At 38.7% G+C, this 23,566-nt stretch carries 23 protein-coding genes and 3 tRNA genes; 15 read left to right on the top strand and 11 right to left on the bottom strand.

Annotated elements, in window-relative coordinates; all coding sequences use genetic code 11:
* Positions 1-51: 51 nt before the first annotated feature.
* Entirely contained in the window at positions 52-918 is an 867-nt protein-coding gene (locus tag PSF67_RS04535; protein ID WP_166265259.1) for a DUF817 domain-containing protein, read from the bottom strand.
* A 304-nt stretch (positions 919-1,222) separates the two neighbouring features.
* On the opposite strand from PSF67_RS04535, the gene gstA reads away from it, so the two are divergent.
* Complete coding sequence (gene gstA / locus PSF67_RS04530; protein WP_102139689.1) at positions 1,223-1,828, top strand: glutathione transferase GstA; 606 nt, start codon at positions 1,223-1,225, stop codon at positions 1,826-1,828.
* A 54-nt stretch (positions 1,829-1,882) separates the two neighbouring features.
* Here the strand turns inward: gstA and pdxY are convergent, their stop codons facing one another.
* The 4 genes from pdxY to anmK all read right to left on the bottom strand — a co-directional run bounded on the left by pdxY (position 1,883) and on the right by anmK (position 6,212).
* Positions 1,883-2,746, bottom strand: coding sequence for a pyridoxal kinase PdxY (gene pdxY / locus PSF67_RS04525; RefSeq protein ID WP_272676577.1), 864 nt, complete (start codon positions 2,744-2,746; stop codon positions 1,883-1,885).
* 234 nt (positions 2,747-2,980) lie between these two features.
* A complete protein-coding gene (gene tyrS / locus PSF67_RS04520) occupies positions 2,981-4,255 on the bottom strand; it encodes a tyrosine--tRNA ligase (protein ID WP_102139691.1) in 1,275 nt (424 codons plus the stop codon).
* A gap of 161 nt (positions 4,256-4,416) precedes the next feature.
* Positions 4,417-5,070, bottom strand: a complete 654-nt coding sequence (pdxH, locus tag PSF67_RS04515; RefSeq protein ID WP_102139692.1) for a pyridoxamine 5'-phosphate oxidase — start codon at positions 5,068-5,070, stop codon at positions 4,417-4,419.
* A 20-nt stretch (positions 5,071-5,090) separates the two neighbouring features.
* On the bottom strand, positions 5,091-6,212 hold the full coding sequence (gene anmK, locus PSF67_RS04510) for an anhydro-N-acetylmuramic acid kinase (RefSeq protein ID WP_181489844.1): 1,122 nt from the start codon (positions 6,210-6,212) through the stop codon (positions 5,091-5,093).
* 532 nt (positions 6,213-6,744) lie between these two features.
* Here anmK and PSF67_RS04505 point away from each other — a divergent pair.
* Positions 6,745-7,212 carry a glycine zipper 2TM domain-containing protein gene (locus PSF67_RS04505; protein WP_036958672.1) on the top strand — a complete coding sequence of 156 codons (468 nt, stop codon included), beginning with the start codon at positions 6,745-6,747 and terminating at the stop codon, positions 7,210-7,212.
* 457 nt (positions 7,213-7,669) lie between these two features.
* Here PSF67_RS04505 and slyA read toward each other — a convergent pair whose 3' ends face one another.
* Positions 7,670-8,104 carry a transcriptional regulator SlyA gene (slyA, locus tag PSF67_RS04500; protein WP_094961765.1) on the bottom strand — a complete coding sequence of 145 codons (435 nt, stop codon included), beginning with the start codon at positions 8,102-8,104 and terminating at the stop codon, positions 7,670-7,672.
* Positions 8,105-8,636: 532 nt separating this feature from the next.
* Entirely contained in the window at positions 8,637-8,876 is a 240-nt protein-coding gene (locus PSF67_RS04495) for a DUF1289 domain-containing protein (RefSeq protein ID WP_102139693.1), read from the bottom strand.
* A 167-nt stretch (positions 8,877-9,043) separates the two neighbouring features.
* On the opposite strand from PSF67_RS04495, the gene gloA reads away from it, so the two are divergent.
* Entirely contained in the window at positions 9,044-9,451 is a 408-nt protein-coding gene (gloA, locus tag PSF67_RS04490) for a lactoylglutathione lyase (protein ID WP_036958666.1), read from the top strand.
* A gap of 127 nt (positions 9,452-9,578) precedes the next feature.
* Positions 9,579-10,223 carry a ribonuclease T gene (rnt, locus tag PSF67_RS04485; RefSeq protein ID WP_102139694.1) on the top strand — a complete coding sequence of 215 codons (645 nt, stop codon included), beginning with the start codon at positions 9,579-9,581 and terminating at the stop codon, positions 10,221-10,223.
* A 102-nt stretch (positions 10,224-10,325) separates the two neighbouring features.
* On the opposite strand, the gene PSF67_RS04480 is transcribed toward rnt, so the two are convergent.
* The gene (locus PSF67_RS04480) at positions 10,326-10,673 is read right to left on the bottom strand and encodes a Grx4 family monothiol glutaredoxin (protein ID WP_102139695.1); all 348 of its coding nucleotides are present in this window, start codon (positions 10,671-10,673) and stop codon (positions 10,326-10,328) included.
* Between the two features lie 488 nt (positions 10,674-11,161).
* Here PSF67_RS04480 and sodB point away from each other — a divergent pair, with 488 nt between their 5' ends.
* Positions 11,162-11,740: a superoxide dismutase [Fe] gene (gene sodB, locus PSF67_RS04475; protein ID WP_102139696.1), complete on the top strand. Its 579-nt coding sequence runs from the start codon at positions 11,162-11,164 to the stop codon at positions 11,738-11,740.
* A gap of 442 nt (positions 11,741-12,182) precedes the next feature.
* Positions 12,183-13,208, top strand: coding sequence for an HTH-type transcriptional repressor PurR (gene purR / locus PSF67_RS04470; RefSeq protein WP_102139697.1), 1,026 nt, complete (start codon positions 12,183-12,185; stop codon positions 13,206-13,208).
* Positions 13,209-13,217: 9 nt separating this feature from the next.
* Here the strand turns inward: purR and punR are convergent, their stop codons facing one another.
* Positions 13,218-14,123 carry a DNA-binding transcriptional activator PunR gene (punR, locus tag PSF67_RS04465; RefSeq protein WP_102139698.1) on the bottom strand — a complete coding sequence of 302 codons (906 nt, stop codon included), beginning with the start codon at positions 14,121-14,123 and terminating at the stop codon, positions 13,218-13,220.
* A gap of 122 nt (positions 14,124-14,245) precedes the next feature.
* Between punR and punC the strand changes: the two genes are divergently transcribed.
* The 3 genes from punC to PSF67_RS04450 all read left to right on the top strand — a co-directional run bounded on the left by punC (position 14,246) and on the right by PSF67_RS04450 (position 16,876).
* Positions 14,246-15,472 (top strand): purine nucleoside transporter PunC, encoded by a 1,227-nt coding sequence (punC, locus tag PSF67_RS04460; RefSeq protein WP_102139699.1) that lies wholly within the window; start codon positions 14,246-14,248, stop codon positions 15,470-15,472.
* A gap of 309 nt (positions 15,473-15,781) precedes the next feature.
* A complete protein-coding gene (locus tag PSF67_RS04455; RefSeq protein WP_241098593.1) occupies positions 15,782-16,540 on the top strand; it encodes a helix-turn-helix transcriptional regulator in 759 nt (252 codons plus the stop codon).
* A gap of 24 nt (positions 16,541-16,564) precedes the next feature.
* Entirely contained in the window at positions 16,565-16,876 is a 312-nt protein-coding gene (locus PSF67_RS04450) for a putative quinol monooxygenase (RefSeq protein WP_272676576.1), read from the top strand.
* A gap of 174 nt (positions 16,877-17,050) precedes the next feature.
* On the opposite strand, the gene PSF67_RS04445 is transcribed toward PSF67_RS04450, so the two are convergent.
* Positions 17,051-17,716 (bottom strand): riboflavin synthase subunit alpha, encoded by a 666-nt coding sequence (locus tag PSF67_RS04445; RefSeq protein ID WP_102139701.1) that lies wholly within the window; start codon positions 17,714-17,716, stop codon positions 17,051-17,053.
* Between the two features lie 275 nt (positions 17,717-17,991).
* On the opposite strand from PSF67_RS04445, the gene PSF67_RS04440 reads away from it, so the two are divergent.
* From PSF67_RS04440 to PSF67_RS04415, 6 genes are all read left to right on the top strand, one after another.
* Positions 17,992-19,365, top strand: a complete 1,374-nt coding sequence (locus tag PSF67_RS04440; protein ID WP_102139702.1) for an MATE family efflux transporter — start codon at positions 17,992-17,994, stop codon at positions 19,363-19,365.
* A 158-nt stretch (positions 19,366-19,523) separates the two neighbouring features.
* A tRNA-Val gene (locus tag PSF67_RS04435) sits at positions 19,524-19,600 on the top strand.
* 30 nt (positions 19,601-19,630) lie between these two features.
* A tRNA-Val gene (locus PSF67_RS04430) sits at positions 19,631-19,707 on the top strand.
* A 31-nt stretch (positions 19,708-19,738) separates the two neighbouring features.
* A tRNA-Val gene (locus tag PSF67_RS04425) sits at positions 19,739-19,815 on the top strand.
* Between the two features lie 418 nt (positions 19,816-20,233).
* Positions 20,234-21,646, top strand: a complete 1,413-nt coding sequence (pykF, locus tag PSF67_RS04420) for a pyruvate kinase PykF (protein WP_166265271.1) — start codon at positions 20,234-20,236, stop codon at positions 21,644-21,646.
* A 411-nt stretch (positions 21,647-22,057) separates the two neighbouring features.
* Positions 22,058-22,294, top strand: coding sequence for a major outer membrane lipoprotein (locus PSF67_RS04415; RefSeq protein WP_004263789.1), 237 nt, complete (start codon positions 22,058-22,060; stop codon positions 22,292-22,294).
* A gap of 96 nt (positions 22,295-22,390) precedes the next feature.
* On the opposite strand, the gene PSF67_RS04410 is transcribed toward PSF67_RS04415, so the two are convergent.
* Complete coding sequence (locus tag PSF67_RS04410; protein WP_272676575.1) at positions 22,391-23,455, bottom strand: L,D-transpeptidase family protein; 1,065 nt, start codon at positions 23,453-23,455, stop codon at positions 22,391-22,393.
* Positions 23,456-23,566 lie beyond the last annotated feature (111 nt).

Here is a 23,566-nt window from a genome sequence, read left to right as displayed (position 1 = left end):
TTCATTGTCTGTGGATAAAATTCTTCACAGACAATGAATTAAACTTGTTATTTAACGGGCTATCGTCACATTGGCTTTAATATGTTTAAGATGTACAACAATTGTAAAGGTAACAATCACTAACAGTGACCAGGCCCCCCACTTACCTGCATGTACCATTGACCAAGCACCAATTTGGTTTGGATATTGCCAAACACCAAAAAATGTCCCAAAATTTTCAGCCAGCCAAATAAAAAAGCCAATTAGCATAAATGCGAGCAATAATGGCATTTTTCGTTCTTTATCAAGCGGAGTATAAAAAACCATACTACGTGCATACAATCCCATAATAAATGCAGCTAAATACCAGCGATAATCATCAATATAATGATGACTAAAAAAATTAATATAAATAGCCAGAGCGACTACTGTTGCCATCCAGTAAGGTGGGTAGTGTTCAATTCTTACTTTAAAAAACCGCCAAGACTGAATGATATAGCTCCCTACTGCCGCATACATAAAGCCAGTAAATAAAGGAACCCCCCAAAGTTTTGTGTAGGCTTCATCCGGGTATTGCCATGAACCAATTGTTGCTGATGTTTTAAACAGTTCCATCATAAAACCGACTAAATGAAAAACACAAATCGCTTTTAATTCATCCCAAGTTTCTAGTTTTGACCAAACCAACAATCCTTGAAAAATAACCGCAAAAATTAGTAGCACATCATAGCGAGGTATGCCAATTAGCCCTTTAGCGGGTACCAAGAATAGTGCTAAAAAGAAAAATCCAGCGAATAAACAGGAACGAGCATTAATTAAACCGAAAAACCAAAACTCTAATAGAAAACGTTTAATCCCATGGCTCTTATTTGGCTGATGAGCCATTAAAATTTGGTCTAGTTTTCCTAAAAAATTCAATTTTTGACACAAGCTGGTCATTTATTTACTCACCTGTTACTTATTATTCGGTTTATTTTTTTCATAAGACAAGGCGAGGAGTTTAACAAAATAGTATTTCCTTACATAAGGTAACTATCTTAGATTTATGTATTTTTATCATTTATAGTTTTAAACACTGGTTGTACTCTGCTTGTTTATATTAACGATAATTTCAGTCCGATTTTGGGTTTTATTTTTTAACTCACACTTGATGGCAATTCGTTAACAGAAAGTGATGATATACTTAAGTGATATGTGTTTATCTGCCATATGAATGCTAACTCAATAATTTAGGAGTTTTATGATGAAATTATATTACGCTCCCGGTGCTTGCTCACTTTCTCCCCATATCATTCTGCGTGAAACTGGTTTAGATTTCAGTATTGAACGAGTGAATATAAAAGAGAAAAAAACAGAGAAAGGTGAAGACTTTTTAGCGATAAACCCGAAAGGTCAAGTACCCACTTTAGTGCTGGATAATGGTGAACAACTTACAGAAGGTGCAATTATTGTTCAATATATTGCAGATCAAAAACCAGATCGTAACCTAATCGCGCTTCCAGGTTCGATGAAACGTTATCACCAGTTAGAAGCTTTGAATTTTATTTCGACAGAACTCCATAAAACTTTCTCACCTTTATTCACACCAGGAACGCCAGAAGAGTATAAAGATACTGTACGTAAGGTATTGTTTAATAAATTTGAGTATGTTGATAGCGTACTCGCTAAGCAAGCTTTCTTTGCTGGTGATACTTTTAGTGTCGCAGATGCCTATTTATTCACTGTGAGTAACTGGGCAAAACACGTAGGGCTTGATTTAACTAGCCTGAGTCACCTGCAAGATTTCATTGCTAAAATCGCTAAACGCCCTAATGTTCAAGATGCATTAAAAGCGGAAGGTTTAATTTAATCGGTAAAATAGCGCTCTTCCAATAGAGCGCTATTTTCGATAATACAAATCAATTTAATCTAATTGTGTTGCACAGAAATTATGTTCAGGGTTAACCATTTTGTCTTGAGCCGCAACGAGCTGTAACTCATACTCGCCCATTTCTTTGGTTTTTATCATCACTTCATATACCGCTGCTGCAACATGCTCTAGCCCCTTATCTAAGGGCTCACCTTTCAATAAGTTAACCAACATTAAACCACTGGTTAAATCACCAACACCGACAGGTTGCTTTTCACCAAAATCAACGAGAGGACGGCTAACATGCCAAGTATGCTCTGCTGTTACAAGGATCATTTCAAAACGATCAGCACGATACCCTGCACGACTTAAATGCTTAACAAGAACAATTTTAGGGCCTTTGTAACACAATTCGCGAGCAGCTTGAGCGGCTTCTTCTACACTTTTAATTGTTCTACTCGTTAATGTTTCTAACTCTAGTAAATTTGGTGCGATGACATCACAAGCAGCCAGCGCTCGCTCACAAAGGAATTCAGCAACACCAGGTGCCACAATGCAACCTTTCTCAGGATGCCCCATTACTGGGTCACAAAAATAGAGGGCTTGCGGGTTGGCTGCCTTCACTCTTTTCACGATCGCAAGGATATCATCTCCTTGCTCAGCTGAGCCGATATAACCGCTTAATACAGCATCACAAATCTCTAATTTATGGATTTTAGCTAATCCATCAACGATATCAGTTAAGTGCTGGGCAGGAAAAACACTTCCAGTCCATTGTGGATACTGTGTGTGATTCGAAAATTGTACGGTATTAAGTGGCCACACATCTACGCCCATCCGGCACATAGGAAATGCGGCGGCACTGTTTCCTGCATGGCCGAAAACAACATGGGATTGAATTGATAATACGCTTTTCATTGAGAACCCAAAGAATTGTTATGTCGAATGAAGAGAAATCAGTGATTACCCGTTGCAAATATGAATATACTCCAAATAATTCGAATTGCATGTAAGTAACATGGCAAGATGACCCGACGAGCGTAGATCCGTATGTAATGCGGAGAACTCAGCGCAATCAACACCTATGCAATTTGAAATAGGACGAGTATAACCCGGAAAATTCCGGGCTGATATTACAAAGGTTAGTCAGAGCTATTTCCAATTAATTAAACAGTCGTTTTTCTTACCACGACGGATCAATGTATAACGACCAAACAAACGGTCTGCATCAGAGAATACATACATTGGCTCTGTTTGTTTTTGGCCATTAATAGATACCGCATTAGAGCTAATAGCCGTTCTTGCTTGCCCACGAGAAGGAACCAACTCTGAATCAACTAAGGCTTGCTGTAAATCAGCGCCTGCTTCTAATGTAATGCAAGGCATACCATCTTGAGCTAATTGCTCAAAATCAGCTTCAGTTAAATCAGATACTGCACCAGAGAATAAGCTTTCTGTGATACGCTTCGCTGCTGCTAGCCCTTCTTCGCCGTGTACTAGTTTAGTAACCAATTCCGCTAATACATATTGAGCTCGAGGCGCCTTACCACTATTTTTGTCTTCTTCTTCCAGTGCATTAATTTCATCTATTTCCATAAATGTGAAGAATTTTAAGAAGCGATAAACGTCAGCGTCTGCCGTGTTGATCCAGAACTGGTAGAATTTATATTGGCTGGTTTTTTTGGAGTCTAACCAAACTGCGCCACCTTCAGTTTTACCAAATTTAGTACCGTCTGCTTTAGTAATCAGAGGAACCGTCATACCAAATACTTGGTTTTGGTGTAAGCGACGAGTTAAATCGATACCCGAAGTGATGTTACCCCATTGGTCAGAACCACCGATTTGCAGTTCTACACCCATCTCTTTATTCATATTTGCGAAGTCATAACCTTGTAAAAGATTATAGGCAAACTCAGTAAAAGAGATACCAACGTCATCACGATTTAAACGTTGCTTAACAGACTCACGGTTAATCATTTGGTTAACAGAAAAGTGCTTACCAATATCACGTAAGAAAGTCAGTACATCCATTTTGCCAAACCAATCATAGTTGTTAGCAAGGCGTGCACTGTTATCACCACAATCAAAACTTAAAAACGGTGAAACTTGGTTACGGATTTTTCCTACCCACTCTTGAACGGTTTCTGCGGTATTTAATTTACGTTCAGTAGCTTTAAAGCTCGGATCGCCAATAAGGCCCGTTGCGCCACCTACCAACGCCACAGGCTTGTGCCCGGCTAGTTGGAATCGTTTTAAACACAGCAAAGGAACCAGATGTCCCAAATGCAAGCTATCTGCGGTAGGATCGAAGCCACAATAGAGAGAGATAGGGCCCTGCGCCAGTCTCTCTGCTAACGCATCCTCATCCGTTACCTGGGCAACGAGGCCCCGCTCTTGCAATTGTTTAATCAGGTTATTGCTAGACATCAATGACTCCATCAGTTGTATTTTGTCTATCTATATTAGTTTGAATGACCAGTAAGTTTGAGAGGCTTGTCAAAAACTCACCAGTGTAATTTGTCAATTTTCTTAAATGAAGCTATAGCATAAAGCGCATATCAATTAAGTGCCAGCTAAAAAACATGATCCTAAGGGGCTAATCTATCAATTTTCCAGCCATCGCCTTCTCGCTGGTATAAAAAACGGTCATGTAGACGGTGCGCCCCACCTTGCCAAAATTCAACACTATCAAATACCACTCGATACCCCCCCCAAAAACTCGGTAATGGGACATCGCCATTCTTAAATTTTTGTTTTAGTTCTAAAAATTTCCCTTCTAAAATACCACGCGCTGAAATTTTAGAAGATTGCGCTGATGCCCATGCTGCAATCTGGCTGTCTTTCGGCCTACTATGAAAATATTTGACAACCTCAATAGGGTTCAAACGCTCAGCAACCCCAGTGAAATTAACTTGGCGCTCTAATGGATACCATGGAAAATGTAGGCTAATTTTATTATTTTTCTCTAAATGTTGTGCTTTTCGACTACCTAAGTTGGTATAAAATACCAAGCCTTTATCATCAAAATGTTTTAATAGTACAATACGTTGGTAGGGCTGCCCGGTTTCATCTACAGTAGCAACACACATGGCTGTTGGATCACTCAATCGAGCTTCACATGCCTGCTTCATCCATAGTTCAAAAAGCGTCAGTGGGTTTGGTGTTAAGTCATTACGCCTCAACCCACTTTTGGTGTATTCACGACGTACCGATGCAAGATCTATTTCACCTAGCTCGTTCATTTTTATATCCTTCACCACTGTTATTTTTTATCGGTATTTTTAGGGTATATTGCCCCAAGCACAGTTTCTTGACTTGCTCCAGTAACGGATGCCAAATTTCCAGGAAGACCTGATATCGTTCGTGCTGCTAGCCATGCAAATGCTAAAGCTTCCATATCATCCCCACTTAAACCAAACTTATCACTTGGCGCCACTTCAGTTCCCGGGAGCAAAGCGGCCATTCGTTGCATTAAAAAAGTATTCTTTGCTCCACCACCGCAGACTATTAAGCGCTCACAACCACCACATAGTAATACTTGCTCTGCGATAGAGGCCGCAGTCAATTCGCACAGAGTTGCTTGCACATCATCCGCTGAGATTGATGGAAAATGAACTAAATGCTGTTCTAACCATTGCATGTTAAAATATTCACGCCCCGTACTTTTCGGCGAGGAACGTCTAAAATATGGGTCACTTAACATGGCTTTTAGTAATACATGGTTAACTTGACCACGACTTGCCCATTCACCATCTTTATCGAATGCTTTTTGTTGGATACGCCAGCTCCAGGTATCCATTAACATATTTCCCGGTCCTGTATCGTAGCCTTTGACGTAAGCCCCTGGTAATAAAGCTGTCACATTAGCAATTCCACCAATATTCAGTACAATTCGCTTTTCTGTAGAATGCCCTAGAACAGCTAAGTGAAATGCGGGAACTAAAGGCGCTCCCTGCCCACCATAAGCCATATCTCTTCGGCGAAAGTCCCCTACCGTTGTGATCCCTGTTAAAGCTGCAATACGGTTGTTATCACCTAACTGTATAGTAAAAGGCTGTTCGCCATCAGGTTCGTGCCAAACAGTTTGACCGTGACAACCAATCGCAATGATATCTTCGGCTGTTAGCCCTGTTTGAATAAGAAGTTGGTTTATCGCATCTGCATATAAAGAGCCAAGCTCTCTATCAATTTTACCAACCTCTGATAGCGTTGTTGCCTGCCCTTGGCATATATCTAGAATTCGTTTTTTTAACTCGATGGGAAACGCAACACTCAAACTGGATTGCTCTGCGACAAATTTGTCACTGATTGCGGCAAGAACGACATCAACACCATCTAGGCTAGTTCCTGACATAACGCCTATGTAACGACCCGATTTCATCATTATTCTTGTTCCTTCAGAGTGCACATTAACTTTACAATATTCAGCTACAAAAGATTGTGCTTTGATGACAAATTTTGTCAACAATTCGATGCAATTTCTCGGAGCGCTTCGCAGGAATAATAAATAAGTACTTTAAAACTAAAAATTGCTAGACAAACCAAATAAAAAAGTCGTTTTTTAATGTCTGAAATTTTCATTTTCAATATTATGGTACATAATGCATTGATCAGCTCAGCATAACTGTTTCGCGCTTCAGTTAAAGTTTAAAGCCTTACCCTGTTTGGCAACTTGTGCGAAATGATGCTCATGAATTGACTACCCTATGTGAATATTTAACAAAGAGTGCCTTATTGAATGAAATAATCACGAATTTGAGATATTTTACCTAGTGTTTACGCTCTATTTAAATCAGAATCGGTAATCTAACCATCGCTTTTTAATACCATTATTTTGATACTTGTTGTATTTATGGTGAAAACAAATATACGATGCTATGTTAGTGCCACAGACAGCAAATCTCATAGGAGTTCTTATGCTTAAGAAAGTTTTTGTAGGTGTTGTAGCAGTTGCAGCCTTATCAGGCTGTGTCAATACCAGTACGCTTTCTGGTGATACTATTTCTGCCAAGGATGCGAAACAGGTACAGACTGTGACTTATGGTACTGTTCTGAATGCTCGCCCTGTGACTATTCAAGCTGGTGAAGACGGTAACGTAATTGGCGCAATTGGTGGTGCTGTACTTGGTGGGTTATTAGGTAACACCATCGGTGGTGGTACAGGTAACACATTAGCAACAGCTGCAGGTGCTATTGCCGGTGGTTTAGCCGGTCAGGAAGCTCAAGGCGCATTAAATAGAAGCCAAGGTGTTCAATTAGAGATCCGCCTCGATAGCGGCAAAAACATTGTTGTTGTTCAAAAACAAGACCCTAGCACCTTCCGTAATGGCCAACGTGTTATGATTGCAAATAGCGGAAATACAGTGACTGTGTCTCCTCGGTAATCTTACGATACGAAATTAGGCATACTCACTGGCCAATGCCGGTGAGTATGCCTTAAAATAATATTGCTGAATAATATAGTTACTTCATGATATATAATTATATTTTATATTCATCATACATAGCTTTTAGGTAATACAGTTTCTTGCTTACAAATAAATGCCTTGCTTTCGAACCCAAAAAGGCACTTAACTTCCCCCCTTTAATAAATCGTTTATTATTAATTAATACGCACTAATAAATTAGCCAGCTAACAATTAGAAATACCGTAGGTAAATATAATTAACAGTATTAATTATATTTAAAGGTAATGACTTATCAAGAATCATAACTGGGTGTAATTATTATTTCCATTGACCTATTCCTATATCACCATCATACAAATTACATAGCCCGATTACTTAATTGCTAGTTTAATGATTAGCACACCATTTATTAGTTAGGTATATTATTTTCATATCAAGAATCATTTTGTAATCTTAAAATATTTTTTTCAAGTTTCATAAGTAACTGTGATAATTGATAAAGTTCATCTTTACTAATATTGTTCAATATCTCTATACGCGTATTGTTTATGACTTGATCTACCGTTTTAATAAAGGGTTCAGATTCTTCCGTTAACTTTATCCTTTTAGCTCTCCTATCATTTGTACAAGTATGTCTGGAAATAAGCTTTTTTTCCTCTAACTGATCTAGAGTCCTTACTAGTGAAGGCTGTTCAATACCAATCGCTTTTGCTAACTGTATTTGAGATTGCTCAGGCGGTAGTTGACTTATATTATGCAATGTAACCCAATGTGTTTGTGTAAGTTTAAGAGGCTTCAAACGATAGTCGATTAATGCTCTCCACATGCGAACAACACGTGATAACTCTGTCCCAATTTGTGATTCCAATTTACCCTCCTTTATATAATTATAATGTCAAAAAAATATACCATCTTCATATTATTTTTTGAATTATATATTAATTTCCCTTTATACTTACAACTTTTTATTTATATATTAGCTATTAAATACCTATATCTAGTTACAATAGCTGATTTATTATGAGATATAACTCTAATTAATATGTCGTTGATTCATACATTTTCTCAACCTAAGCTTAATAAGATAACCTATCAATTATCTTATTAATAAGAATAGCCGCACTCTCCTTTTTGATCTATCTATTTTAGCTCTTATAGCAGTCATGAATAACAATAAAAAAAACAATGTCACATAAACCTTTAAAAAACAAACAAATATAGTTAATCTTAAAATCATGTTAATTACAGTCATTTAAATTTAATCTATAATAATTTTGAATAAATAAAATTTCATTGAAATATAAACTCAGAAATAAATAGCATGCTAATAATTTATTATGGATTAATTTTCATTAAAAATAAAACATTTGATTTTTTTATCATTATTTTTAAACAGGAAACTAGAAAAGTTGTTGTTGTGTATCGATGGTTTTCTCTTGAGCTATTTTTTTATTTAATATTCTTAAATAACGTTGGTGACATAAACGAAGGACATTTCGTTTTTCACTATCCGAAAATTTTAACCAGTTAAAGCGTTCATCACGAGTGCGGTAACAACCTCGACAATAGCCTTGTTCATTACTTTGGCAAATACCACGACAAGGGCTGGGGATCTCAAAAAATTCAAGTTGTTCAGCCATAACTTTCCCCTTCAAAAGAAAAAATCACCATAAATGTATGATATACTCCTAGAAATGAGTATTACCATTATTTGTTCAAAAAACAAACTGTAATCATTGTATTTATTAATTTAAGCACGTTATATTAATAGGTAAATCGATTCAGGCTGATTCCAAGAGGTTTAAAAATGCGCTTACTCCATACTATGTTACGTGTTACTGATATGCAGCGTTCTATCGACTTTTACACAAAAGTGTTAGGCATGCGCTTATTAAGAACCAGTGAAAACACAGAGTATAAATACTCTCTCGCATTTGTTGGCTACAGCGATGAAAGTGAAGGCGCTGTCATAGAGTTAACCTATAACTGGGGTGTTGACCAATATGACATGGGTAACGCATATGGTCATATCGCCTTAGGCGTCGATGATGTTGCAAAAACGTGCGATGATATCCGTAGTGCGGGTGGTAACGTAACTCGTGAAGCGGGCCCTGTTAAGGGTGGAACAACTGTGATTGCATTTGTCGAAGATCCAGATGGCTATAAAATTGAGCTGATCGAAAACAAAAGCGCAAGTAAAGGCCTAGGCCATTAATTAGCGATATAATTTAAAAGTTTAGGCGCCTAACTCATCGCCTAAACTTTTATCACCGTTTACCTGCAAATTTTTACTGGTTTTGGCATAATGTCACCCAACCAGAAAACTAAAACTGAAAGTCCTAATGTCTGAAAAAAACAATCCAAATGCCCTAGTGAACCGCTTCAGGGGATACTATCCTGTCGTTATTGATGTTGAAACAGGTGGGTTTAATGCAAAAACTGACGGCCTGTTAGAAATTGCTGCCATCACCTTAAAAATGGACAAAGACGGCTGGCTCTCCATGGATGAAACATTACATTTTCATGTAGAACCTTTTGAAGGCGCAAATCTTGAGCCATCCGCTCTTGCCTTCACGGGAATTGATCCAACTAACCCTCTACGCGGTGCTGTTAGCGAATATGAGGCTCTTCATGCGATATTCAAAGTCATCCGCAAGGGCATGAAGAATACAGATTGTAATCGCGCAATTATTGTCGCTCATAACGCAAATTTTGATCACAGCTTTGTCATGAATGCTGCCGAACGAGCAGGTTTAAAACGTAATCCTTTCCATCCATTTGCAACCTTTGATACAGCGGCATTAAGTGGCTTAGTATTTGGTCAAACCATTTTGGCAAAAGCGTGTGTTTCCGCAGGTATCCCATTTGATGGCAAACAAGCTCATGGCGCTTTGTATGATACGAATCGAACGGCTCTGCTATTTTGCGAAATTGTTAATAAGTGGAAGAAATTGGGTGGTTGGCCAATTATTGAAGACTCTCAATAATCTTTTTATCAATAGTCATGACATAAAAAAAACCGTGTTTAGTAGAAAGTCATCAATGCTTTCACCAAATACGGTTTTTCAGTCTTTTAATTATGGCTTAATTCAGTCTGCGCTAGCTTCATCTGCTGAACGGTATTTATCAGCCGTTTCTTTAATTAGAGATTGAAGCTCACCACGCTGGAACATTTCCATGATGATATCACAGCCACCGACCAGCTCACCATCAACCCACAGTTGAGGGAAAGTTGGCCAATTTGCATATTTTGGTAATTCCGCACGAATATCTGGATTTTGTAAGATATCAACATAGGCAAAACGTTCACCACAAGAAGACAGAGCTTGTACTGCCTGAGCAGAAAAACCACAGCTCGGAAGTTTAGGAGAGCCTTTCATATATAATAAAATTGGGTTTTCTTTAATTTGGCGCTCAATTCTTTCAATAGTTGTCATTTTTTAACTTCCTTAAAACAAAGATGCAGGTTTTGCAGTCAGCCGGTAACTGAGAGTCTACCGCAACTTAACAGAATACATTGACTGATTGACTGATATAATAAGAAACTGAATTGTTTCATACAATATGCCAGTTTTATAGGGGCATTACTATAGCATCCCAAAAAGTAAAAAGGCACCTTTTCTATCTTCTCTTTACCTAAGTCAAACAAGTAGCTATTTCTAAGTAAGAACTGAAATTTAATGTGCTTAGGTTCCTCACCTACAATATCTATATGATTTTTATCTGTAATTTCTCTATTTATCTGTTAGCATCTTAGTCGTCTCATTACCTTACCTTTGTAAGGTTGATCGTGCTATCATTAATATATTAAGTATCATATCGCCAATAGGTGAAACTCTAATGATAAGCTGTGACATATTATTTCGCTCACTTTAAGAGCAAACACCCTGAGTATTTTGATATAAAAGCAATCAAGGAGTACGCAATGTCATTTGAACTACCCGCTTTACCGTATGCAAAAGATGCTTTAGAACCTTATATCTCTGCAGAAACCTTAGAATATCACTATGGTAAACACCACAACACATACGTTGTTAACTTAAATAACCTCATCAAAGGTACTAACTTTGAAGGAAAATCTTTAGAAGAAATAATCAAAACTTCTGAAGCAGGGGTTTTTAACAACGCGGCACAAGTTTGGAACCACACTTTCTATTGGAATTGCTTAGCGCCAAACGCTGGTGGCGAGCCGACAGGAAAAGTTGCGGAAGCTATTAATAAAGCATTCGGTTCTTTTGCTGAATTTAAAGCTCAGTTTACTGATGCAGCAACCAAAAACTTCGGTGCTGGATGGACTTGGTTAGTGAAAAAAGCAGATGGTAGCCTTGCAATCGTAAATACATCGAATGCTGCGACCCCAATTTCTGGTGATGATAAACCCGTGTTAACCGTTGATATTTGGGAGCATGCTTACTATATCGATTACCGTAACGCCCGCCCTAAATACTTAGAAAACTTCTGGGCACTGGTTAACTGGAAATTTGTGGAAGAAAACTTAGCATAGTCACCTAGCAAGTATTGAAACAAAGCATAAATAGACAAGGGCGAGATACACTCGCCCTTTTATTTCACCCTACTTGAGGCTGAAATAAAATCAGAAAATATGTGCAGCAAGAAAGATAATCATTGCTAATGAGCCCAATGCAGCAAGCAATCCATATTTAACATCTGTATCCATGAGTTCCTCTCATTCTAATGTAATTGAATTAACAAATAACCATGCAATAATTAAGGTTATTAAGTATACATATCCAAAAAAGTAAAACTAGTGTCTATATCACATGTTATAACATCAATTATTTCTTTCGTTTTTGCGCTAGATCAGACAAAATCGACAACAAATCGCTAAATTATTGCCAGCAAAGGATCAATGCATCAATATGCAGGTAATTTTTTAACAAGAATTCTTATTGAGACCGGTTATTGGTCAGGAGTTTTTTTTCCCCATGGCAACGATTAAAGATGTGGCGAAACGCGCTGGCGTATCTACCACGACTGTATCCCATGTTATTAATAAAACGCGCTTTGTGGCCGATGATACTAAGACAGCGGTCTGGGCTGCGATTAAAGAGCTCAATTATTCACCGAGTGCAGTTGCCCGTAGTTTAAAAGTTAATCATACAAAGTCGATTGGTTTACTCGCAACCTCAAGTGAAGCGCCTTACTTTGCGGAAGTCATTGAATCAGTTGAAAATAGTTGTTATGAAAAAGGTTACACGCTTATACTTTGTAATTCCCATAATAATTTGGGAAAACAAAAAGCGTATTTGCAAATGTTAGCGCAAAAGCGCGTTGATGGCCTACTCGTGATGTGTTCTGAATATCCAGATACGTTAATTAGTATGCTTGAAGATTATCGCAATATCCCAATGGTGGTGATGGATTGGGGAACCTCCCGAGGTGATTTTACAGACAGTATTATTGATAATTCATTCCATGGTGGGTACCTTGCAGGCCGCTATTTAATTGATCGTGGGCACCGTGATATTGGTGTGATCCCAGGTTCGCTCGAAAGAAACACAGGTATCGGCCGCTTAACAGGCTTCCAAAAAGCAATGGAAGAGGCAAAGATCACACTGAGAGACCAGTGGATAGTGCAAGGTGATTTCGAACCTGAGTCTGGTTATAAAGCAATGATGCAAATTTTAAGCCATAAACAACGCCCTACCGCGGTATTTTGTGGCGGCGATATCATGGCGATGGGAGCCATTTGTGCGGCTGATGAAATGGGGCTACGTGTTCCACAAGACATTTCAATCATTGGTTATGATAATGTACGAAATGCGCGCTATTTTACCCCAGCATTGACCACTATCCACCAACCAAAAGAGCGTTTAGGCCAAATGGCCTTCACTATGCTGCTCGATCGTATCGTAAATAAGCGCGAAGATGCTCAAACAATTGAAGTCCACCCTCGCCTTGTAGAACGTCGTTCTGTCGCTGACGGTCCATTTATCGATTACCGTCGATAAGAAAAATAGTTAAGTTGAAAGCCACTCTGCGTTGAGCGTTTCGTTATCGCCAAGGTAATCTAATAACCAACGGAGCGCGGGTGATGTGTTATTTTCCACCCAAGTTAAACAGCAAGGACTGGGTGGAAATGGCTGGGCTAATGCTAGCTCAACCAATTGGCCTTTTTCACAAAGCGGAGCTGCTCGATGCTCAGGTACCATTCCAACGCATAACCCGTTAACTAAACAAGCTAGACCATTTTCCCAGTAAGGCACGACAAGCCGACGTTGGTTATCAAGTGCCCAAGTATCACGTTTGGGAAGGTTACGAGAGGTATCTTCAAGGCACAAACTCGGATACTCTCTCATTTGGTCATCAGTCAGTTTTTCACCTATTTTTGCTAATGGATGTTCCGGACTTGCGACACACATCCACGGCATAAACCCCATATCACGGAAACTGTATCTTTCACCTATCGGGGACGCTCGAGTCGCACCAATCGCAACATCTACGCGCCCGTCAGCCAGTGCATCCCACACTCCATTAAACACTTCTGGATGAATAAAAAGTTCAATATCAGGAAAATGACGATAAAAATCAATAATTAACTGTTCCGTCCTTTGAGGTTTAACAATGCAATCAACGGCAATACTAAATTGCCCGCGCCAGCCATTTGCAACTTGCTGGCACTGATGCCGGGTATCTGTCATTTTTTTGATAACAGAACGGCTTTCCTTAATAAATATCGCTCCTGCTTCTGTCAGAACAACATCACGATGTCGGCGTTCAAATAGAGGAACCGCAAGCCATTCTTCAACTTGCTTTACGGTATAACTGATTGCAGAAGGTACACGGTGCAATTCTTCAGCAGCACCACTAAAGCTCCCAGTTCGAGCAACTGCATCAATCACTTCGAGTGCATGCGCAGACCACATAACTTCTCCTTTCGAAAATTTTGATAGCAAGATCCAAATATTACCGTTTCACAACCTAAAAAAATAGCCTATACAATGGAGTCATCATTAACATTTTTTTAAATATCAGATAAGTAATAATTATGTCGAATACTGTGAAAAAAAATTCCCCTGGTTTTATGGTTTACCTTGCAGGACTTAGCATGCTAGGGTTTTTAGCCATTGATATGTATTTACCTGCATTTGGTGCTATGCAAAACACCTTGCATACATCTGAAGGCGCTATCAGTGCTTCTCTCAGTATATTTTTAGCTGGTTTTGCCTTCGCTCAACTGTTGTGGGGGCCATTATCAGACAAACTTGGCCGTAAGCCTGTGCTCATTGTGGGCTTAACTATTTTCATTATAAGTAGCTTAGCCATTTATTGGGTAGAAACCGCAACACAGCTGTTAACTCTACGTTTTTTACAGGCGGTTGGTGTCTGCTCCGCTGCGGTTTTATGGCAAGCGCTTGTTATCGACCGCTATGATGAAGCAAATACCCAAAAAGTCTTTGCTTCTATTATGCCGCTAGTCGCGCTATCCCCTGCTTTAGCGCCATTATTAGGTGCATGGGTTCTAGAGCACCAAACATGGGAAGCAATTTTCCTGATCCTAATGGCTGTGGGCATATTACTTTTATTACCAACACTCTTTTTGAAAAATGTCTCAGTTAAAACGATCACTGATGACAGCCAACCGCAGGCTAAGATTTCTTTCTCAAACTTACTCAGTTCCCCTGTTTTCAGCGGTAACGTGCTGGTTTATGCATCCTGTAGTGCGGGTTTCTTCGCTTGGTTAACAGGGTCACCTTTTATCTTACGTAACATGGGATTCAACCCTGCTGATATTGGTCTGAGTTATATTCCACAAACTTTAGCCTTTATTGTTGGTGGATATGGCTGCCGTATTTTATTAGCAAAAATTCGTGCAGAAGCGTTATTTCCATTGTTACTGATTGGTTACGCGGTAAGCATGTCTATTTTATTCATCATGGCCATCTATACCACGCCATCATTAACCATGATATTGATCCCATTCTGCTTTATGGCGGCAATGAACGGGGCCTCTTACCCTATTGCAGTATCCAAAGCACTAAATACATTTCCTAGTGCGAGTGGTAAAGCAGCTGCGTTGCAGAATGCTTTACAGTTAGGCCTATGTTTTTTAGCAAGCCTGCTTGTTTCTGCCCTGCCCTTCGACCCATTGTTAGCCACAACTGGTGTAATGGCAGTTACAATTATCCCAATGGCTATTGGTTATTTTATGCAACGCTGTGACAAAAAAAACAGTCAAACTCTTGAGCAGGTCGACTGCCAGGCGAATTCATAAAATGTAGTTTATCGAATCAATCATGCCGTATTTTATCGGCATGATTGTTATTTAATAAATTCAAGAAAAACGTCTTCCAGTGTATAGCACTTGTGACTATACCGTAATACTTATTAAGTATTTTTCTATATCGCCCATTATTCTTAGCTCACAAAACCTGAACTTTCTTATCACGTTTCTTTATTCAAAGCGGATTTCACTAATAAATAAGGCTTTTATTTTGTTATCTACTAAGATATAGATATTTCATGGTTAATTTTTTTGTTAAAAAACGTTATCATTGCGACATTAAATAATGAGTGCTCAAGAATGATGTTAAAACAGTATTATCCACCAGATGAATTAAAATCCTTTGTTAGCTCTATTTTAATAATCAAAGAGTTTACAGAGGCAATTAAAATTTTTCCTGGAACGGGTGCTGAAATCTGGGTTTCATCAGATACATTTCAGATGACAACTGAAAGCAACTCAGTCGTAGACCCTTATCAACTCATTATTCCTAGAGTCAATACATTTACCGCTAGCCCTAATGATTCAAAAGTCATGGTATTACGTATTCGTCATGATGCATTGCGTTTTCTTCTGCCTCAAAGAACACTAAATTATACTGATGACCCCATCGCTCTGAATGACATATGGAAAGACCGTTGGTTTGAAGCTTTAGCTAATTCTTCATTCAAAGAGTTGTTGGATTGCTTTAATAGGACAAAAGCCAAGAAAAAGTCTCATTTCACAGATGAAATTTTAGAGTTGCTATATCGTAACCCAACTAAAAAAATCACTGAAATTGCCGAAGAGACAGGTTTACACCTCCGAGTCATTCAAAAAGAGTTTTTAAAAGAATACGGTATTACGCCAAAAAGATACCAGATCAATTGCCGCTTAGAGCACGTTTTAAAAAGTATGGTAGTAGAACCAGATACCTACCGTTGGTTTGAAACAGGCTATTATGATCAATCCCACTTTTACCGTGATTTTAAAAGATACTTTACTATGACGCCGTCGGCATTTTTAAAATCGAGTTATTCGCTTTTTTACAATACAAAAACTAAGTACCCATTAAGATAGTTCTTAATACATAAGGAGAACGGAATGAGTATTGTTGTGTATGCCCAAATTACAACAGAAAGGACGGATGGGTATTTAACGAAAGAAATCGTTCGTGACTTAGCAAAACTAAGCCGCCGAGAGAAAGGATGCATTCAATATGATCTTATGGCTAAAGAAAATGGTTACATTGTTTTCGAGGAATGGGAAGACACTCAGGCATTAGAGATGCATAAAAACAGCCCACATTTCAAGCGATTAGTTGAAGCAATTGAACGTGATAACGCTAGCTTTTCTGTCAATTTTAGTGAAAATGATCTATTAATAATGAAAACTAGAGCTCATTGTATTTTTTAAGCAATTTTAACCTTCTTTATTTAATAGAACTCCATAACCTACATTCAATAAACAAAATCCAACCATGCTTTATTCAGGCTATAGCATAAACTACCATTGCTATAGCCTACCTGATTGCTTATATCGCTATTTATCTTTAACATAAATAACGCAATTGCTAGCTTTTATGCCTATTCACTCTGTTTTCGCTACATTAGCCAACTCTTCTGCTTGCTGTAATAACTTTTCTTGTTCTTTTTGATTTAAAACGCGTTCAACCGTATCAACAATTGCCTGCGTTTGAGGGTCTATCTCAATATTTATTTTATCACCCAAGCGTTTTTTACCTAGTGTTGTTCTTTCTAATGTTTCTGGGATAAGATGGACACAAAACCGATTATTGATTACATCACCCACCGTTAAACTGATACCATCAATCGCCACAAAGCCTTTATGCAAAATATATTTCATCAAAGCCTTATCATGAATTGATAACCAAATTTGGTGGTTATCTTCAGATGTAAAGATTTTACTAATTTCAGCTGTTGTCATAATATGCCCAGAAACAACATGGCCACCAATTTCGTCACCATATTTTGCGGCGCGTTCGATATTAACAACATCACCTTCTTGTAATTCCCCTAAGTTAGTTAATCTTAGAGTTTCTTTGATTAGATCAAAACTGACTCTTTCACCGTCAATGTTTGTTACCGTCAAACAACAACCATTATGTGCAACGGAAGCCCCTGTTTCTAAACCTTTAAGTAATTCTGGGGTAAATTTCATTACATGAGTTCGAAAGTTGGCTCTTTCTGTAATTTCAATAATAGGAGCAGTCGCTTGAACAATGCCTGTAAACATAATGATTCTCAGTGTAGTGGATTAATAGACTCAGTTTACATCAGAATTTTTAGAGATCTATCCTATTTGAGTGGTAAACAAAGCGATAATAAACCTAGTATTTAGCAATATTTTAGGTTCTAAAATGCTCTTTTATAGTTTGTTACCATATCATTATTGGAATCCATATAGAAAAGGGATAGAATGAGCGGTTTTTAATAATCAATGAGATTTTAGTAACTCATTTATTTTTCTAATTTTTTCCTCTTACTTGCTTTTATTACAAAGGTGTATGCGTGCAGAAATATTTTACAGAAGCGCGTAGCTTGTTGGCACTTGGTATTCCTATCGTTTTAGCTCAATTTTCACAAACTGCAATGGGGTTTGTGGATACCGTTATGGCTGGAAGTGTTAGTGAAATTGAGATGTCCGCAGTTGCAGTTGGTTTTTCCATCTGGCTGCCAGCTATTCTTTTTGGCCAAGGCATTTTGATGGCGTTAACCCCAATCGTTGCACAAATGAATGGGTCAGGCCGTCGTAACTTAATTGGCGACCAAATTCAACAAGGGCTATGGTTAGCGCTACTTTTAGCCTTAGGCATTATGTGCCTTCTTTATAATAGCCAGCTTATTATCAGCAATATGCCCCATATTGATAAAGAATTGGCGGATAAGTCTGTCCGTTTTTTACATGCCATTATGTGGGGAGCACCGGGCTACTTATTTTATCAAGTGTATCGTAGCCAATGTGAAGGGCTTTCAAAAACCAAACCGGGGATGGTGATTGGTTTTCTTGGCCTAATGATTAATATTCCTATTAACTATATCTTTATTTATGGTCACTTTGGTGCACCTGCTTTAGGTGGTGTGGGTTGTGGTGTCGCCACTGCATCAGTGTATTGGGCTATGTGTCTGATGATGAGATGGTATGTGAAACGTGCTACTGCGCAGCGCGATATTCGCCCTACACTCTCTTTCACATCGCCAAATCCATTAATCTTAAAGCGAATTATCGTATTAGGTACCCCTATTGGTCTGGCACTTTTCTTTGAGGTCACTTTATTTGCTGTCGTTGCACTGCTAGTCGCCCCATTAGGTGTTGTCGCAGTAGCTGGTCACCAAGTTGCGTTGAATTTCAGTTCTGTGATGTTTATGTTCCCATTATCATTAGGAATAGCAGCAACCATTCGCGTTGGTTATAACTTAGGGCAGAACTCAACTGAAGCCGCTAAAGTTTCATCTTATACTGGTATTGCTGTTGGCTTAATGGTCGCTTGTTTTACCGCAGTTCTCACCGCGGTCTTCCGTGAGCCAATTGCGATGATGTATAACAAAAACCCAGAGGTGGTTGTTTTAGCGAGTAGTTTAATGCTATATGCCGCTATTTATCAGCTTTCAGACTCTGTGCAAGTTATTGGTGCGGGAATTTTACGTGGCTATAAAGATACACGTTCTATTTTCTTTATTACCTTCACGGCATATTGGTTACTTGGCTTACCTTCCGGTTATATCTTAGCATTAACTGATATTATCGCACCGGCCATGGGACCTAAAGGCTTTTGGATTGGCTTTATTATTGGTTTAAGCGCAGCAGCAGTAGGAATGGCGACACGGATTATGTGGATCCATAAGCAAACAGAGGATGTTATTCTACTTCGCTCTGCCCGCTAATTGACGGTTTTTTAAGCTTTTTATTATGGGGGAAGATGTATTTCGCACCAGATAGTTTTAAATACGAGCAAACTATCACGAAAATACATTTTCCCCTTGCCAGATGAACCTCATAACGTTAATATTCATCCCCGTTGTCACCTAGATAACTTTTAAATGCGTCCGTAGCTCAGTTGGTTAGAGCACCACCTTGACATGGTGGGGGTCGGTAGTTCGAGTCTACTCGGACGCACCATTTCTAGTGAACACAATGTTAATTTTCAGCGCGTCCGTAGCTCAGTTGGTTAGAGCACCACCTTGACATGGTGGGGGTCGGTAGTTCGAGTCTACTCGGACGCACCATTTCAAATTAACACAAGCCAAGTTTCTCAGTGCGTCCGTAGCTCAGTTGGTTAGAGCACCACCTTGACATGGTGGGGGTCGGTAGTTCGAGTCTACTCGGACGCACCATTTTATTTATCTTCCCACCCGCTAAAATTTCTCTTGATTGTCTATTATTATTCCCTTACCTTGTTGCGCAACAAATTAAATGACTTAATATTAACTGAATTTTTGATCTGAACGGTCTCTTCTTTTAATTTTATAAAATTTGATTTGTCTCACAGTTTTTTGTTGTCTATAATACTCGCGCTGGCTGAAAGGTTTCAACAGTAGCAAATCAATACGTTAGCTTTAATTCAATTTGTCATCTACACTATAATAAGAATCAAAATGTGACAAATTTAAGTGTAAAAATGCATTAAACACCAGACTGTCGCCTATTCTTATAAATGAGTTGCGCAACAAAATTTTTCATGCGCACGATTTATTAAATGTACTAAGCATCGGCGGCAATTCCGATTTCCTTTATAACATTAGATAGACTGCCATGAAAAAAACCAAAATTGTTTGTACTATCGGTCCAAAAACCGAATCAGAAGAAAAACTGACTCAACTTCTTGATGCTGGCATGAACGTCATGCGCCTCAATTTTTCTCACGGTGACTATGAAGAACATGGTCAACGTATCAAAAACCTTCGCTCTGTTTGTGCAAAAACGGGTAAACAAGCAGCTATTCTGTTAGATACTAAAGGTCCTGAAATCCGCACCATGAAATTGGAAGGTGGTAACGACGTTTCTCTCGTTGCGGGTCAAACTTTTACATTCACTACCGACACTTCAGTTGTAGGTAACAAAGATAAAGTTGCAGTGACCTATGCAGGCTTAACTTCAGATTTAAAAGTTGGTAATACTGTATTAGTTGATGATGGCTTAATTGGCATGAAAGTGACTAATGTCACTGCTACTGAAGTCGTTTGTGAAGTTTTAAATAACGGTGACCTCGGTGAGAAAAAAGGGGTTAATCTGCCAGGCGTTTCAATTGGCCTTCCAGCGTTAGCTGAAAAAGATAAAGAAGACTTAGTCTTTGGTTGCGAACAAGGTGTTGATTTTGTTGCTGCTTCTTTTATCCGTAAGCGCTCTGATGTTGAAGAAATTCGTGCTCACCTGAAAAAACATGGTGGCGAGAACATCCAAATTATTTCTAAGATTGAAAACCAAGAAGGTTTAAATAATTTTGATGAGATTTTAGAAGCTTCAGACGGCATCATGGTTGCTCGTGGTGATTTAGGCGTTGAGATCCCGGTTGAAGAAGTTATTTTTGCACAAAAAATGATGATTGAAAAATGTGTCGCAGCACGCAAAGTCGTGATCACTGCAACGCAAATGTTAGATTCAATGATCAAAAACCCACGCCCTACCCGCGCAGAAGCAGGCGACGTTGCCAACGCTATTTTAGACGGCACAGACGCAGTTATGCTGTCTGGTGAAAGTGCTAAAGGTAAATATCCAGTAGAAGCCGTTACCATTATGGCAACTATCTGTGAGCGTACAGACCGTGTCATGCAAACTCGCATTGATAACCAAAAACCAAGCCAACGCTTACGTGTCACTGAAGCTGTATGTCGTGGTGCTGTGGAAATGTCTGAAAAATTAGATGTTCCATTGATCGTTGTTGCAACCTACGGTGGTAAATCGGCTAAATCTGTACGTAAATATTTCCCTACAGCACCAATCCTAGCATTGACTACCAATGAAGAAACTGCACGCCAGTTACTGTTAGTCAAAGGTGTGATCCCAATGATTGTCGGTGGTTTTACATCCACAGATGATTTTTACCGTGAAGGTAAACGCGCAGCGCTAGAAAGTGGTTTAGCGGTTTCTGGTGATGCTGTTGTGATGGTTTCTGGTGCATTAGTACAAAGCGGTACAACCAACACATCTTCAGTTCATGTACTTTAATTTTTAATTGTCTTCTAGAGGCCGATAGTGACTATTTTAGCTATCGGCCTTTTTATTTAGATTTAACATTAAGTGCTGCCTTGATGTAACTATTCCTTTATTTCCTTTTCTCTAGTAAATATCTTATCGCGATTTAAGAGTAATATCATAAAACACGCTCAGATTGGTCAAATAACAACCTTTATTAATCTTAATTTAAATTTTTCTCCTTTTTCCTAGTACTAAATATAAAGTATTTCTAGCAAAACTTTATATTTAGTACTAGCATAAGACATAGTAAGTGCCATACCCTAATTTTCATTAGGTTGTTTTAAAGGGATATAGCAAGCTTTAAGATAACAAGCTTAGCTCTATTGTTTGGTGACTTGCTTTTTTATATTTTCAAGATAAATCAATCTAGAGGGTAAAATAATGATTCGTACTAAAATTGTACTGGGCTCTATCGTATTAGCTTCAGCATTACTAGCGGGTTGTTCTAACAGCACTGAAGTGCAAAAACTCTCTTCAGACGTGCAAACTCTGAATGGTAAAGTTGATCAACTGAGCAACGACGTTCAGTCTCTGCGTTCTGACGTACAGACAGCTCAAGAAGAAGCAGCGCGCGCTAACCAGCGTTTAGATAACCAAGTTCGTACTTACAAAAAATAAGTTCAATTTGGTCGTTATCTAGCTGATACGACGCTTCTTTGAAGCTAATAGTATTTATGAGGGCCTATGAAAATAGGCCCTTATTATTTGTCAGGATTATTGAGTTACAACAGAAGAACGGTATTTCGCAGGTAACAAAGCACCAACTTTACCATCATAGATAGGTTCAGGCTGTGAAATAGAGAACGGCTCAATAGGCACTAAACCTTGATGTTGTGTTTCACTTTCAGGAATACTGTTGCCCTGATCATTATTCACACGCACAGGCATACCAGAACGCCTTGCTAGCTCTTTTTCTACTAATGCCTTATCAACCCCTTCATTCTCTAGAAAATGCTTGAAATCGTCAGATAGCTTGATTGGCATGGTTTGAGGATCATCACTGTTTGTCCGTGACAATGGCTGATGTACTTCAATGTAATAACTACCATCCGTTTCTTTGGAGTATTTTATGGGCTGATCAATAACTTGAACACGAGTTCCTTTTGGTACCGTCTTAAATAAGGCTTCAATATCATCAGGACGCAAACGAATGCAACCAGAGCTCACTCGCATACCAATCCCAAAATCCGCATTAGTACCATGGATCAGATATTCACCACGCCCATGTGCTAGACGTAATGCATATAAGCCCATTGGGTTTTCAGGGCCAGCGGGAACGACAGCAGGAAGCGTTATACCTTCTTTCGCATAATTTTTACGAATATTTGCCGTGGGTGTCCATGTAGGGTCTTTTATTGACTGGCTAACTGAGGTCACCATTTCAGGTGTATCGCGACCTAATTGGCCAATACCAATAGGATATACAATCACTTCTTCACTGTTCGCTGGGTAGTAATATAAACGTAGCTCAGCCAGATTAATCACAATTCCCGTTCTTGGTGTCGACGGTAATAGCATTTGTGCTGGAATGATAAGTTCTTTACCCGCTTCGGGAAGATACGGGTCTGTTCCTGGATTTGCCTCAAGCATACCAAGTAGGCCAATTTGGTGATCACTGGCAATGGCCTCCAACGGCCGCCCATCATTGGGGACGATATACGTGTAATTTTCCCCGATAAGACGAGTGTTACTGTCAGGTAATGGGTATTCTTTTGCTTGAGCTGGCGCTAATAAGGCGCTCATGACAAACAAACTTGCCACCGTCAAAACTCTTTTCATATCTACTCCAAGGAAAATAATGTTCTTACAATAATTCAATAATTATTGTTCATAATAGCAACTATCTTTCATATCTTTAATACTAAATAAATATTTTTATTAAGTATTAAT

Origin of the sequence: Providencia sp. PROV076 (genome assembly GCF_028483405.1) — a bacterium.
GTDB classification, from domain to species: Bacteria; Pseudomonadota; Gammaproteobacteria; order Enterobacterales; family Enterobacteriaceae; genus Providencia; species Providencia huaxiensis.
This window is presented reverse-complemented; position numbering and strand designations above follow the sequence as displayed.